The 13,918-nt window shown below is 46.7% G+C and carries 12 protein-coding genes; 11 read left to right on the top strand and 1 reads right to left on the bottom strand.

The features are described 5' to 3' along the window. Positions 1 to 98: 98 nt before the first annotated feature. The 8 genes from ftsB to rpoS all read left to right on the top strand — a co-directional run bounded on the left by ftsB (position 99) and on the right by rpoS (position 6,231). Positions 99 to 398 carry a cell division protein FtsB gene (gene ftsB / locus AC5YBX_RS04845; RefSeq protein ID WP_494524448.1) on the top strand — a complete coding sequence of 100 codons (300 nt, stop codon included), beginning with the start codon at positions 99 to 101 and terminating at the stop codon, positions 396 to 398. Between the two features lie 65 nt (positions 399 to 463). After that, the gene (gene ispD, locus AC5YBX_RS04850) at positions 464 to 1,195 is read left to right on the top strand and encodes a 2-C-methyl-D-erythritol 4-phosphate cytidylyltransferase (RefSeq protein WP_494524449.1); all 732 of its coding nucleotides are present in this window, start codon (positions 464 to 466) and stop codon (positions 1,193 to 1,195) included. 51 nt (positions 1,196 to 1,246) lie between these two features. Further along, positions 1,247 to 1,729: a 2-C-methyl-D-erythritol 2,4-cyclodiphosphate synthase gene (ispF, locus tag AC5YBX_RS04855; RefSeq protein WP_494524792.1), complete on the top strand. Its 483-nt coding sequence runs from the start codon at positions 1,247 to 1,249 to the stop codon at positions 1,727 to 1,729. A 12-nt stretch (positions 1,730 to 1,741) separates the two neighbouring features. Then, a complete protein-coding gene (truD, locus tag AC5YBX_RS04860; RefSeq protein ID WP_494524450.1) occupies positions 1,742 to 2,812 on the top strand; it encodes a tRNA pseudouridine(13) synthase TruD in 1,071 nt (356 codons plus the stop codon). Next, complete coding sequence (surE, locus tag AC5YBX_RS04865; protein ID WP_494524451.1) at positions 2,805 to 3,554, top strand: 5'/3'-nucleotidase SurE; 750 nt, start codon at positions 2,805 to 2,807, stop codon at positions 3,552 to 3,554. Before truD ends, surE begins: the two co-directional genes overlap by 8 nt. Further along, positions 3,551 to 4,186 (top strand): protein-L-isoaspartate(D-aspartate) O-methyltransferase, encoded by a 636-nt coding sequence (locus AC5YBX_RS04870; protein WP_494524452.1) that lies wholly within the window; start codon positions 3,551 to 3,553, stop codon positions 4,184 to 4,186. Before surE ends, AC5YBX_RS04870 begins: the two co-directional genes overlap by 4 nt. A gap of 66 nt (positions 4,187 to 4,252) precedes the next feature. Beyond that, positions 4,253 to 5,179, top strand: a complete 927-nt coding sequence (locus AC5YBX_RS04875; protein WP_494524793.1) for a peptidoglycan DD-metalloendopeptidase family protein — start codon at positions 4,253 to 4,255, stop codon at positions 5,177 to 5,179. Between the two features lie 77 nt (positions 5,180 to 5,256). Further along, a complete protein-coding gene (gene rpoS, locus AC5YBX_RS04880) occupies positions 5,257 to 6,231 on the top strand; it encodes an RNA polymerase sigma factor RpoS (protein ID WP_494519767.1) in 975 nt (324 codons plus the stop codon). Between the two features lie 191 nt (positions 6,232 to 6,422). Here the strand turns inward: rpoS and mutS are convergent, their stop codons facing one another. After that, positions 6,423 to 8,990, bottom strand: coding sequence for a DNA mismatch repair protein MutS (mutS, locus tag AC5YBX_RS04885; RefSeq protein ID WP_494524453.1), 2,568 nt, complete (start codon positions 8,988 to 8,990; stop codon positions 6,423 to 6,425). Between the two features lie 333 nt (positions 8,991 to 9,323). On the opposite strand from mutS, the gene recA reads away from it, so the two are divergent. The 3 genes from recA to alaS all read left to right on the top strand — a co-directional run bounded on the left by recA (position 9,324) and on the right by alaS (position 13,671). Beyond that, on the top strand, positions 9,324 to 10,385 hold the full coding sequence (gene recA, locus AC5YBX_RS04890; RefSeq protein ID WP_494519765.1) for a recombinase RecA: 1,062 nt from the start codon (positions 9,324 to 9,326) through the stop codon (positions 10,383 to 10,385). A gap of 13 nt (positions 10,386 to 10,398) precedes the next feature. Beyond that, entirely contained in the window at positions 10,399 to 10,848 is a 450-nt protein-coding gene (gene recX / locus AC5YBX_RS04895; protein ID WP_494519764.1) for a recombination regulator RecX, read from the top strand. A gap of 198 nt (positions 10,849 to 11,046) precedes the next feature. Beyond that, positions 11,047 to 13,671: an alanine--tRNA ligase gene (gene alaS / locus AC5YBX_RS04900; protein WP_494524454.1), complete on the top strand. Its 2,625-nt coding sequence runs from the start codon at positions 11,047 to 11,049 to the stop codon at positions 13,669 to 13,671. Positions 13,672 to 13,918 lie beyond the last annotated feature (247 nt).

Below are 13,918 nucleotides of genomic sequence, written 5' to 3' on the forward strand. Positions count from 1 at the left end.
GCCACTTTAACCAATAAATTATTAAAAGGTCACCACTTGGTGGCCTTTTTTGTTGTAATATCAGTGCAGAATTTCTAATAGTGATATAGCCATTAAGGATGAAGCGTCTTCTCATTGCCATGACCATTTTATTTGGTCTACTTCAGTATCGACTCTGGTTTGGGCAAAATAGCCTGCCAGAATCATTTCAGCTGCAAGAGCAGATCGCGTTGCAGCGACAAAGTAATGCCAAATTGATCGAGCGTAATCAAGTTCTCAAAGAGGAGATTATCGATCTTCGTCGTGGAACCGAAGCACTCGAAGAGCGTGCGCGTAACGAACTTGGCATGGTCAAAAAAGGCGAAACTTTCTTTCGTGTTGTGGCCGAGCCCCAACGCAATGCAGATATTCATCGCTAACCGTATTTTATTACGTACCTTGGTACTAGGTGAAATCGGATCACCCGTGACATGAGTTTTGATTAATGACACCAATTATTGAACACCTAGTTGCAATTGTTCCCGCTGCTGGCATTGGCAGCCGCATGGGTGCCGATATCCCCAAGCAATACTTGATGTTAGAACATCAACCGATTATTGCTCATACCTTAGATGTACTGTTGCAACATCCTAGGATCGCCCAAGTGATCGTGGCGCTGAACCCAGATGATGTTTTTTTTGAATCCTTGCCTCAGGCGCATCACCCTAAACTAAAAGTGGTACAAGGGGGCAAGGAGCGAGCTGATTCGGTACTTGCGGGCTTATCGCATGTAGGGCAACACAGCTGGGCGTTAGTGCATGATGCGGCGCGACCTTGTTTACACCCAAGCGATATTGATAAGTTAATCAGTGCTGTCGAGCAGCAAGCAGATAGTGCGCCTCAAGGGGCAATTTTAGCTATGCCAGTGCGTGACACCATGAAACGCAGCAATAAAGATGGCAATATTGATACCACTATCTGCCGCAACAACTTGTGGCATGCGCTCACCCCGCAACTGTTTCCTGCTACCTCGCTTAAGGCCAACCTCAGTAACGCGCTAGCGCAAGGGGTGAATATCACTGATGAGGCATCAGCGATGGAGTGGGCAGGTGCGGCGCCGCAATTGGTGGTTGGCCGCGCTGACAATATCAAGGTGACTCACCCTGATGATTTACGCTTAGCGGCACTGTTTCTCAACAGTCGTGATTCATTGACGGCTTTCAATCACAAACAATAAGCGTTAACAGCAGTAAGATGAGCTGCAACGCGGGGATGACAGATAAGTATGATGAATATTCGCATTGGTCATGGTTTCGATGTCCATAAATTTGGTGGTGATCTGCCGCTGATTTTAGGTGGTGTTGAAGTCCCCTACGATACGGGCCTAGTGGCGCATTCCGATGGTGATGTGGTGTTACACGCGATTAGCGATGCCATTTTGGGCGCGATGGCGTTAGGCGATATTGGTAAGCACTTTCCTGATACCGATGCCGAGTTCAAAGGCGCCGACAGCCGAGTATTACTGCGCCATTGTTACCAACTTGCCATCGATAAAGGCTATCGCCTTGGTAACCTCGATGTCACAGTGATCGCACAGGCCCCTAAGATGCTGCCGCATATTGAAGCGATCCGCGCCTGTTTAGCCGCCGATTTAACCTGTGATATTGACGCGATAAATGTCAAAGCCACTACCACAGAAAAACTGGGATTTACTGGTCGAAAAGAAGGTATCGCGGTGGAAGCCGTAGTGCTGATGACAAGCAATAGTTAACAAGAGAATTTTATGAGTTCATTGCATTATTTACATGGCCAACCGCAAGCGAGCGCCGATCTTCGCACCCACAATCGTGATTTCATTGTTGAGGAGATTTTACCCTTTCTGCCTACCGGAGAAGGCGAACATCACATGCTGCATGTGCGTAAAGAGGGGTTAAATACCGCCGATGTGGCCAAAATGTTATCTAGTTTTGCGAAGGTCCATCCGAAAGAAGTCACCTTTGCCGGACAAAAAGATAAACATGCGATCACCGAGCAATGGTTTGGGGTCCGTATTCCGGGTAAAGAAACGCCAAAGTGGGATGAACTCAATAGTGAGCAATTGACCATATTAAGTAGCAGTCGTCACAGTAAAAAGCTGCGCACTGGTGCGCTGGTGGGGAATCGTTTCACCTTAACGTTACGTGCAGTATCGGATATGGCTGATGTCATTAAACGGATTGAATTAGTCAAGCAAACTGGCGTCCCTAACTATTTTGGCGAACAACGGTTTGGTCATGACGGTAAGAATCTCATTTTTGGCCGACAGATGTTGGCTGGCCGTAATGTGAAAGATCGAAACAAACGCAGCATGTATTTATCGGCTGTGCGATCTAATCTTTATAACGAAGTGGTTTCTGCCCGTTTGGCTAAGTACGGTACCCAAGTGCTTGAGGGCGACTGTGTGATGTTGGCGGGCAGTAAAAGTTATTTTGTAGCCAACCCATGGGACGAGGCGTTGCTTGCACGTTTAGCCCAAAAAGACATTCAATTATCGGCACCATTATGGGGTCGTGGTCAACCGTTGTCACAAGCTGAAGCATTAGCATTTGAAACCTCCATTTCAGAGCAGTTTGCTGAAGATTGTAATGGACTCGAACAAGCGGGACTTAATCAAGAGCGCCGCACCTTGCTGCTTGAGCCGCAACATTTGAGTTATGAAGCCGACGAAGATGCGCTAGTCATTAAGTTTATTTTGCCCGCAGGCTGCTTTGCCACATCACTGCTCAGAGAGTTGGTCGATTACCAAGACGTTAATGAGCGAGAGTTTAATGCCAGACGAGCTGCTCGTGCAGAAGGTGTAGCTCAAGATGATTAAGATATTGGTGAGTAATGATGATGGTGTTACCGCGCCAGGCATCGCCGCCTTATCTCAGGCGTTATCTGCACAATATGATGTGATGACCGTTGGCCCTGATCGTAATTGTTCCGGTGCGAGTAACTCCCTAACCTTGACTAATCCATTGCGAATTAATAAGTTAGATAATGGGTATATCTCAGTTAGCGGTACGCCCACCGATTGTGTACATCTGGCGATTCGCGAGTTATACGAACAAGAGCCTGATATTGTGGTCTCAGGGATCAACGCTGGTGCAAACATGGGCGATGACACTCTCTATTCAGGCACCGTAGCCGCTGCGATGGAAGGGCGTTTTTTGGGATTACCAGCTATTGCCATCTCTTTGGTGGGGCGCGAGCTCAATTACTATGACACGGCTGCAGCGGTGGCGTGTAAAATCGTGGCAGGCTTGATTAAGGCGCCGATCGCCCAAGATCAAATTTTAAATGTGAATGTGCCTGACTTACCGCTTGAACACATCAAGGGGATTAAAGTGACCCGCCTTGGCGCCAGACACAGAGCTGAGGGAATGGTGAGAACCTTAGATCCTGCCGGACGAGAGATATTCTGGCTAGGCCCTCCAGGTCAAGAGCAAGATGCCAGTGAAGGTACCGACTTTGATGCCGTCGCTAAAGGTTACGTATCTGTCACACCTTTGACTGTGGATCTGACCGCCTATGAACAAATTCCAAAACTGAAACAATGGATTGAGCAACTATGAATGGTGTAGCCACCGCATCGGCATTGAATTTGGCAAACGCTTTACGAGGCGCAGGCATCGGCAATCAAGCCGTGTTGTCTGTTGTGGCAAAAACCCCTAGAGAGCTGTTTCTTGATGCAGCTTTGGGCCATAAAGCGTATGAAAATACAGCCTTGCCTATTGGGCAAGGTCAAACTATTTCACAACCCTATATTGTTGCCAAGATGACCGAGCTGTTGCTTGAATCCAAGCCCAAAAAGGTGTTAGAAATCGGTACGGGCTCGGGTTATCAGGCGGCGATACTGGCTCAATTGGTAGATGAATTATGTACCGTTGAGCGGATTAAAAGTCTGCAAATTCAGGCGCGGCAACGCTTAAAACGTCTCGATTTACACAATGTGTCGTTTAAGTACGGTGATGGTTGGAAAGGTTGGGCGAATAAAGGTCCATTCGATGCCATTATGGTCACAGCGGCAGCGGCCAGTATCCCGCAAGACTTGTTGGCCCAGCTAAGTCCACAAGGCGTGTTGATTATTCCTGTTGGTCAAGAAACACAACAGCTGCTGCGCGTTACCCGTTATGGCGATGACTATCGGTCTGAAATGATCGAAATGGTCAAGTTTGTGCCGCTGGTTAATGGTGAACTGGCCTAATGCCAGTACAGATATCATATGCTTAGCCTTAGGCATATCGTGTCTGGCACAGTCGGCTGCACCTGCATGTGTGGCGGCAGACTTTCTGTGAGTGCTGGAGCGATACGATACCTGTTATTGCTTATGCTATTGCTGCAGCTCACGGCTTGTAGCTTTCAAGCGGATAGACCTGCACCTGTGGTGAGTATTAATTCCCCTGTTAAAAAACAGTATCAAAAAGGTGGTCTGACCTCTGAGCGTTACCGAGTCAAAAAGGGTGACACCTTGTACTCAATTTCGTGGGCTGCTAATAAAGATTTTGTTGATATCGCTAGGCACAATGGGCTTAAAAAGCCATATACCATCTATCCAGGACAGGTGCTAAATCTCAAGCTGACAAAGCCTGTTACAACTAGAGTTAAAGCTCAAAATCGGAGCGAAAATACGCCTAAAGTTGCAGTTAATTCAGTTAAAGCTGTTAATAAACAGGTGGTTATAGGTTCTGGTGTGGTCGGTGCCATGAAAGTAAGCGTCGCAAAAAAATCACTTGATCAGACCTCAAATTCTGCGTACCCTGTATCAAGTGGTCAACAATCTGTTAACAATGTTATCCACAAGCCAAAGTCGACCTTGCCACAGAAAGTACATCGTTGGCATTGGCCTGTAAAAGGAAAGTTGATTGGAAAATTCTCTGCCAAAGAGCAAGGAAATAAAGGAATTAAGATAGCTGGAACGCGAGGTGAACGCATTCAAGCAGCGGCAGATGGACGTGTCGTTTATGCAGGAAATGCGCTTCGAGGTTACGGTAATCTAGTGATTATTAAGCATAGTGATGATTATTTAAGTGCTTATGCTCATGCAGATAAAATCTTAGTCAAGGAAAAGCAATTCGTAACAGTAGGACAAGCGGTTGCGAGTATGGGGAAAACGGGTACCAATCGGGTCATGTTACATTTTGAAATCCGATACCATGGTAAATCAGTCGACCCACTTAAATTTTTGCCTAAAACATAATTTTTTTAGGCGCCATTTTGGCAATTGGAGGATAAAAACGTGCAGTAATTCAGTGAGTAAAATTTGGGAGAACTATTATGGGTCGTAAAACAACTACCGCAATAGCGGAGACCTTAGTTGACTTGTCTAAGAATGAGTCTGATGTTTCACTGTTAAATAGCAAAGAGAGCGTAAAAGAAGCCGAACTGGAACAGCAAGTACAAGATGATTTGCAAAAGAATTTAGATGCCACACAGCTGTATCTAAGTGAGATTGGATTTTCCCCCCTGTTGAGTGCGGAGGAAGAGGTTTATTTTTCACGTAAGTCCCTTAAGGGCTGTGCTAAATCTCGTAACCGTATGATTGAGAGTAATCTCAGACTCGTCGTAAAAATCGCTCGTCGTTACAACAACCGTGGTTTAGCGTTACTCGACCTTATCGAAGAGGGTAATTTAGGCTTGATCCGCGCGGTTGAGAAGTTTGACCCAGAACGTGGTTTTCGCTTCTCAACTTATGCCACATGGTGGATAAGGCAAACGATAGAACGTGCCATTATGAATCAAACTCGCACGATTCGTTTACCCATACATGTGGTCAAAGAACTTAATGTTTATTTACGCACCGCCCGAGAACTGGCGCATAAGTTGGACCATGAGCCAACCGCCGAAGAGATTGCTGAGAAGCTAGATCTTCCCAGTGCCGATGTGAGTCGTATGTTGAAGTTAAATGAGCGCATTACCTCGGTAGATACCCCGTTAGGCGGTGACAGTGATAAAGCGCTGCTCGATGTATTGGCCGATGACGACAGTGTCGGGCCTGACTATAAAGTACAAGATGAGGATATGTCTAAATCTGTGGTTCGCTGGTTAGATGAGCTGAACAGTAAGCAGCGTGAAGTATTAGCGCGCCGTTTTGGTTTATTAGGATATGAACCTTCAACCCTAGAAAATGTGGGTAAAGAGATAGGCTTGACTCGAGAGCGAGTTCGCCAGATCCAAGTAGAAGCATTGAAGCGCCTTAAAGACTTACTTGGTGCACAGGGATTGTCGGTAGAAGCTATTTTTCGCCCATAAGGTCGCAATACTATCGAGTATTTAGTATCAGCACATAAGTTTGGTGAAAAAGTAAAATAGCTAAGCCTGATTGCCGTTATTATGGATATTGTAGAATATAAAAAAGCGCACCAAAAATGGTACGCTTTTTTGCTTTTAGCATTGAGTGTCAGGCTCAATAGCCTTACTGAGCCTTAATTTTCACATGGCCGTTAACGTAATTGCTTCAGTTGATATAGCAAATCCAATGCTTGTTTAGGTGAGAGTTGATCGGGGTCGATACTGTCTAAGTGTTTAAGTGCTGCCGATTCTTCTGGCGCACTAAAGCTCATGACCTGTTGTGTATCACTTGGCAATCCATTATCTCTATCGCGGCTCTCTAAATGATGTAATTTGTGTTTAGCCGCTTGAACCACTTTACTTGGTACCCCCGCTAATGCCGCGACCTGTAGCCCATAACTCTTACTCGCCGCCCCTTCTTGCACAGCATGCATAAAGGCAATGGTGTCTCCATGTTCAATGGCATCAAGGTGGACATTAACCACATTTTCCAGTAATTCTGGCAACTGAGTTAATTCAAAGTAATGGGTCGCAAATAGCGTCATTGCTTTGAGGTTATTGGCCAGGTGTTCAGCGGCAGACCATGCCAAAGATAGACCATCATAAGTCGAGGTGCCGCGGCCAATTTCATCCATTAAGACTAAACTTTCTGGCGTTGCATTATGCAAAATATTGGCGGTTTCTGTCATCTCGACCATAAAGGTAGAGCGACCCGAAGCCAGATCGTCGGCGGCGCCAATGCGGGTGAAAATACGATCTACCGGCCCAATGGCAGCGCGCTGTGCAGGCACAAAACTCCCGATATGAGCCATTAGGGTGATCAACGCGACTTGACGCATGTAGGTAGACTTACCGCCCATATTGGGACCTGTTACGATTAACATGCGCCGATGCGGGCTTAAGTTAACCGGATTGGCAATAAAGGGCGTTTGGCTAACCTGTTCGACAACCGGATGGCGCCCAGCATCAATATCAATACCGTTATGTGCGGTCAGTTCGGGGCGATGGTAATTGAACAGATCGGCGCGCTCAGCAAAATTGCTGATCACATCTAACTCGGCAGCAGCCCTAGCAAATAGTTGTAGCTCATGCAGTTTAGGCATGAGCAAATCGAACAACTCGTCCCAGAGTTGTTTTTCAAGTGCCAACGCCTTGCCTTGGCTCGAGAGCACTTTCTCCTCATGCTCTTTGAGTTCGGCGATAATGTAGCGCTCGGTATTTTTTAATGTTTGGCGGCGTTGATAGCTTAGCGGCACTAAGTCAGATTCTCTGCGGCTAATCTCAATGTAATAACCATGTACGCGGTTATAGCCCACCTTGAGGGTCGATGCCCCGGTTGCTTGTTTCTCTCTGGCTTCCAGATCTGCTAAATAATCGGTGGCACCTTGGCTAAGTGCACGCCACTCATCTAGCTCTTGATGGTAGCCAGGTTTTAATACACCACCGTCACGGATCAGCATGGGGGGATTATCGACAATGGCACGGCTCAGTAATGCGTGCTCTTCGGGAAATTCTCCCAGCATTATCGCAAGGTTGCTCAAATGTTGACTGTGGCATTTAGCTAATAGTTGTTTGATTGCAGGCAACAAAGATAACGATTGACGTAAGCGAGCAAAATCGCGAGGACGAGCACTGCGCAGGGCTAAACGGGCGGTGATACGCTCAACGTCTCCCAAGGCTTTTAATTGATCGTGCAGGGTTTCAAAGTCGCCAGAGCTGAGCAGTTCTTCGACCGCATCATGGCGGGCGCGGATGGTGTGATGATTGCGCAGTGGCTCATGGATCCAGCGCTGCAACATACGGCTTCCCATGGGGGTTGCTGTATTGTCGAGGATGGCGGCTAAGGTGTTATCAAAGCCACCTTGCAGGTTTTTAGTCAGTTCGAGATTACGGCGTGTCGCCGCATCGAGAATAATACTGTCGCACTGATTAAAGCGAACAATCGAGTTGATATGGGGTAAGGCGGTACGTTGAGTGTCTTTAACATACTGCATCAGACAACCCGCGGCCTGAAGCGAGAGCCTAACGTCACCTAATCCAAAGCCATAAAGATCTTTGGTGCCAAATTGTGCCAGTAATAATTGATAGCTAGTGTCGTAGTCAAATTCCCACTCTGGGCGCCGACGTTTACCATTAAAGCTGGCAATAAGGCCCATCTCACTAAAATCTTCACTGTGTAACAGTTCGGCAGGATTAGTGCGCTGTAATTCAGCTTCTAACGCTTCTCTGCTGGGAAGTTCAGTGACAACAAAACGTCCTGAGGAGACATCTAGCGTGGCATAACCGAAGCCGACTTTGCCATGATATACCGCTGCCAATAAATTATCTTGCCGCTCTTGTAATAAGGCTTCATCGGTTAAGGTGCCAGGCGTGACGATACGTACCACTTTGCGTTCAACTGGGCCTTTGGACGTAGCCGGATCGCCCACTTGTTCACAAATGGCCACTGACACACGTAATTGCACCAATTTTGCGAGGTAGCCTTCGACCGCATGATAAGGAATACCCGCCATAGGGATAGGGTCGCCGCCACTCTTGCCGCGAGCGGTTAATGAGATCCCCAGCAGCTCAGAGGCTAACTTGGCATCATCATAGAACAACTCATAGAAGTCACCCATACGATAAAACAGTAACATATCAGGTGCTTCGGCTTTTAGCGTCAGATATTGACGCATCATTGGGGTGTGTTTCTCGAGGTTTTGAATATCAACTGCGTTCATGAAGTAACCAAGGTATCCTGCAAAAAAAGCTCAGCATAACAACCCTTGGGTTGCTAGCGTATGATTGGCGCCAATATTAGCAATAATTTCACTTTAACGGGCGTATTTATCCAGCCAAAATTGTATTATTTAAACTCAACTGAGCTCAACCCTAGGCTAAGTGGCTGTTTTAAATTTAGTAAAAAATAATCATCAACAGTACTTGATACTGTATGATTGTACAGTATACTAGTCAGCATATTGAGACACATAAAGCACAGCTCGTTGTAAGCGCTATGCTTTATCCTAACGGATTTACCACAGCGCAACGCCTGTGATAGAGAGGAAAGCACCATGAAGATAGATGCAAATAAAGAGAAAGCCCTTAACGCGGTTCTAGGTCAAATTGAGAAACAATTTGGTAAAGGATCCATCATGAAGTTAGGTGAAAACCGCTCTATGGATGTTGAGACTATCTCTACAGGCTCTCTATCATTAGATGTTGCACTCGGTGCAGGTGGTTTACCCCTAGGCCGTATCGTTGAAATTTATGGCCCTGAGTCATCAGGTAAAACCACCTTGACCCTTGAGGTGATTGCGGCAGCGCAGCGTGATGGCAAAGTGTGTGCCTTTATCGATGCCGAGCATGCGCTTGACCCGATTTATGCGCAAAAGCTAGGTGTTGATATTGATAACCTATTATGCTCTCAACCAGATACGGGTGAGCAAGCGTTAGAGATTTGTGACGCCTTGACTCGCAGCGGCGCGGTTGATGTGATCATTGTCGACTCGGTGGCTGCGTTAACCCCTAAGGCTGAAATTGAAGGTGAGATCGGTGACTCACACATGGGCTTAGCGGCGCGTATGATGAGCCAAGCAATGCGTAAGCTTGCCGGTAACCTTAAGCAATCTAACACGCTACTTATCTTCATTAACCAAATTCGTATGAAAATTGGTGTGATGTTTGGTAACCCAGAAACCACAACAGGTGGTAACGCACTGAAGTTTTATGCCTCGGTTCGTCTTGATATTCGCCGCACTGGCGCGATTAAAGATCGTGATGAAGTTATAGGTAACGAAACTCGCGTTAAAGTGGTTAAAAACAAAATTGCTGCGCCGTTTAAGCAAGCTGAATTCCAAATCCTTTATGGCGAAGGCATCAACCGTACAGGTGAGTTAGTCGACCTAGGTGTAGCGCATAAACTGATTGAGAAAGCCGGTGCTTGGTACAGCTATAAAGGTGACAAGATTGGCCAAGGCCGCGCAAACGCCGGTAAATACCTAACAGAAAACCCAGAAATTGCCAAAGAGATCGATACCGCACTGCGTGCCATGCTGCTTGGTGGCCAAAAAGTGGCTGCTGAACCTGCCGTTAGCGACGAGAATATCGACTTAGAAACAGGTGAAGTGTTTTAAGTACTAACTTGTTATGACAGCTTCTGCTATGCATATCGCGGTTGGGCTCCTTGCCCGCCGCGACTATTCACGCCATCAAATCAAAACTAAACTGCTTCAAAAAGGCTTTGAGTTAAGCGAAATTGAGCCTGTACTCGACCGTTGTGTCGATAATGGTTTTTTAGATGACGCTCGCTTTGCCGCCTTATTACTGCGTTCTCATATTAGCAAGGGCCATGGTCAAAACCGCATCCGTCAATCGATGGCGCAAAAAGGATTATCGAAAGAGGCGATTGAAAGGGCATTAAACAATAGTGATTGTGACTGGTTTGAGCTAGCAAAATCAAAAGCCAATAAAAAATTTGCTAATAATGGGCCTATTAGCGATCAAAAAGATCGTGCTAAACGTGTACGTTATTTAATGGGCCAAGGTTATAGCTTCGATCAAATCGCCTACGCGCTAGAGGTTGACTCCGATATATGATGATTCATGTTTGCTTGCTTCAATAATCATGTCTGCTGGTTATTTCCCTTCTGTACTTGCCTTTTTGTTCGTTTATCTCACTTCCTAGGTTAAACCTCTGGTTGTTCAACAATAGACTGCTTATAATGTTGGGCTAACTATGAGTGTCGGTGAAGTTTCAATTGTCACCGCGAATGTAACCTAATTCAGGATGATTTCATGTATCAAACCACTGCAGCGCTGAGAAGTGCTTTCTTGGAGTTCTTCCGCAGAAATAGTCACCAGGTAGTGGACAGCAGTTCACTGGTACCTGGCAATGATCCGACCTTGTTGTTCACCAACGCAGGTATGAACCAGTTTAAAGATGTCTTTCTTGGTGAAGATAAGCGCGATTACACTAGGGCGACAACCTCGCAACGCTGTGTACGCGCTGGTGGCAAGCACAACGATTTGGATAACGTAGGTTATACCGCGCGTCACCATACCTTTTTTGAAATGCTTGGTAACTTCAGCTTCGGCGATTATTTTAAGCAAGAAGCAATCACCTTCGCTTGGACCTTTCTAACTGAAGAGTTAAAGCTGCCCAAAGAACGTCTGTGCGTCACGATTTATGAAACCGATGATGAAGCCTTCGATATTTGGAACAAAAAGATTGGTGTTGCGGCTGAAAACATTATTCGTATCGGTGATAACAAAGGCGCTGCTTACGCTTCAGATAACTTCTGGCAAATGGGCGATACCGGTCCTTGTGGTCCTTGTTCTGAAATTTTCTATGATCATGGCGAGCATATCTGGGGTGGCCGTCCTGGCACGCCAGAAGAAGACGGTGACCGCTTCATTGAAATTTGGAACATCGTATTTATGCAGTACAACCGTCAAGCTGACGGTACCATGGAGCCACTGCCTAAACCTTCGGTTGATACTGGTATGGGCATTGAGCGTATTGCCGCCATTATGCAAGGCGTACATTCCAACTATGAAATCGATATTTTCCAAACCCTGATTAAAAAGGCCGCTGAGATTCTGAATGTTAGCGACCTTAACAATAACTCGCTAAAGGTTATCGCCGATCATATTCGCTCTTGTGCCTTCCTGATTGCCGATGGTGTGATGCCATCGAACGAAGGTCGTGGTTATGTATTGCGCCGCATTATTCGCCGTGCCGTGCGCCACGGCAATAAGCTAGGTGCTACCGAATCATTTTTCTACAAGCTAGTACCGACGCTGATTGATGTGATGGGCGATGCAGCGAAAGGCCTTAAAGAGACACAAGCCATTGTAGAAAAGTCGCTTCAAGCGGAAGAAGAGCAGTTTGCGCGTACCCTTGAGCGTGGTTTAGGCATTTTAGATAATGCCCTTAATGGGCTCGACGGCAAGGTGCTTGACGGCGAAACGGCTTTTAAACTCTATGATACTTATGGCTTCCCTGTCGATTTGACGGCTGATGTGTGCCGCGAACGTGATATTACCGTAGATGAAGCCGGTTTCGAGGCCGCGATGGCTGAGCAGCGTCGCCGCGCCCAAGCGGCAGGGCAGTTCGATGCCAATTACAACGAAGGGCTTAAAATTGATCAACATACCCACTTCTGTGGTTATAGTGATCTTAATGGCGAAGCCAAAGTGGTTGCCCTGTATCGTGATGGTCAAGCCGTGACTGAACTGTCAGTAGGTGAGGATGCGGTGATTGTGCTGGAAAGTACTCCGTTTTATGGGGAATCTGGTGGACAATGCGGTGACAAAGGCTTACTGAGTGGCGATGGCGCTGAGTTTGTTGTGAGCGACACGCAAAAGTATGGCCAAGCGGTTGGGCATGTCGGTAAACTGCAAGCCGGTACTATCCGTGTTGGCCAAGTGTTGTTGGCAGAGGTCGATAAAACATTAAGACATCGCACCGAGCTAAACCACTCTGTCACGCATCTGTTACATGCTGCGCTGCGCCAAGTGCTAGGCAGTCATGTGAGCCAAAAGGGATCGTTGGTTGATCCTGAGCGCCTGCGTTTTGACTTTTCTCATTTCGAAGCGGTAAAGCCGGCAGAACTGCAAGCGGTAGAAGATTTAGTGAATACCCAAATCCGTCGTAACCACGAGCTTAAGGCTGAGGTGATGGATATTGAACAAGCTAAAGCACAAGGTGCGATGGCCTTGTTTGGTGAAAAATATGACTCTCAGGTACGTGTTGTGACCATGGGCGATTTTTCTATCGAACTTTGTGGTGGTACTCACGTTGGACGTACGGGCGATATAGGCCTGTTTAAGATCACCTCTGAAGGTGGTATTGCAGCTGGTATTCGCCGTATTGAGGCGGTAACGGGTGCAGCTGCAATGGCATATGTGCGTGAGCAACAGTCTCAGCTTGAACTGGCTGCCAGCTTGCTTAAAAGCGACAGTGCTTCCGTGGTGGCCAAGCTTAAGGCGCAACTTGATAAAACCAAGCAGCTTGAAAAAGAGTTGTCACAACTTAAAGACAAGTTAGCGGCAGCAACCAGTGCCGATCTCGCTGGAGAAGCCATCGACCTTGGCGGTATCAAGGTATTGGTTAAAAAGCTTGAAGGTGTTGATGCTGGCGCACTACGTGGCTTGCAAGATGAACTTAAGCAGAAATTACAATCGGGCATCGTAGTGCTTGGTATTGCTGGTGACGAGAAAGTTAATCTGATCGTGGGCGTGACTAAAGACTTAACCGCCAAAGTGAAGGCTGGCGAACTGGTCGGTATGATAGCTCCTCAGGTTGGCGGTAAGGGCGGTGGTCGCCCTGATATGGCTCAAGCCGGTGGCAGCGAACCTGCTAAGCTCGACAGCGCCTTGGCGTCTGTACTGCCTTGGTTAACTGAACGTCTAGGGTAAGTTTCATTATTGAATAACCCCTATTGAATAAAAAAGCGCTCATTGAGCGCTTTTTTTATCTCTTCGGCGCCTATATCGATATAAAGGTGGCTTACCTCCAATGAGTGGCTAATGAGGTGTACTTAGTTAGTTTTGTCATTGGTGATTGTGTAGGGTTGAAAAATTGAACACTTGACCGGATATTGCAGACTGTTGGAGCGTGGTTAGTTTGGTATCAATGGCCACCTCTACATGGTCACCTCTAATT

This window comes from Shewanella sp. 492, from assembly GCF_059338445.1.

Excerpts from the sequence above, each read along its gene's own strand:
- recX (WP_494519764.1), top strand. The coding sequence starts at position 10,399 with ATGACAGCTTCTGCTATGCATATCGCGGTTGGGCTCCTTGCCCGCCGC.
- ftsB (WP_494524448.1), top strand. The coding sequence starts at position 99 with ATGAAGCGTCTTCTCATTGCCATGACCATTTTATTTGGTCTACTTCAG.
- AC5YBX_RS04875 (WP_494524793.1), top strand. The coding sequence starts at position 4,253 with ATGTGTGGCGGCAGACTTTCTGTGAGTGCTGGAGCGATACGATACCTG.
- mutS (WP_494524453.1), bottom strand. The coding sequence starts at position 8,990 with ATGAACGCAGTTGATATTCAAAACCTCGAGAAACACACCCCAATGATG.
- surE (WP_494524451.1), top strand. The coding sequence starts at position 2,805 with ATGATTAAGATATTGGTGAGTAATGATGATGGTGTTACCGCGCCAGGC.
- ispF (WP_494524792.1), top strand. The coding sequence starts at position 1,247 with ATGAATATTCGCATTGGTCATGGTTTCGATGTCCATAAATTTGGTGGT.
- rpoS (WP_494519767.1), top strand. The coding sequence starts at position 5,257 with ATGGGTCGTAAAACAACTACCGCAATAGCGGAGACCTTAGTTGACTTG.
- truD (WP_494524450.1), top strand. The coding sequence starts at position 1,742 with ATGAGTTCATTGCATTATTTACATGGCCAACCGCAAGCGAGCGCCGAT.
- AC5YBX_RS04870 (WP_494524452.1), top strand. The coding sequence starts at position 3,551 with ATGAATGGTGTAGCCACCGCATCGGCATTGAATTTGGCAAACGCTTTA.
- alaS (WP_494524454.1), top strand. The coding sequence starts at position 11,047 with ATGTATCAAACCACTGCAGCGCTGAGAAGTGCTTTCTTGGAGTTCTTC.
- recA (WP_494519765.1), top strand. The coding sequence starts at position 9,324 with ATGAAGATAGATGCAAATAAAGAGAAAGCCCTTAACGCGGTTCTAGGT.
- ispD (WP_494524449.1), top strand. The coding sequence starts at position 464 with ATGACACCAATTATTGAACACCTAGTTGCAATTGTTCCCGCTGCTGGC.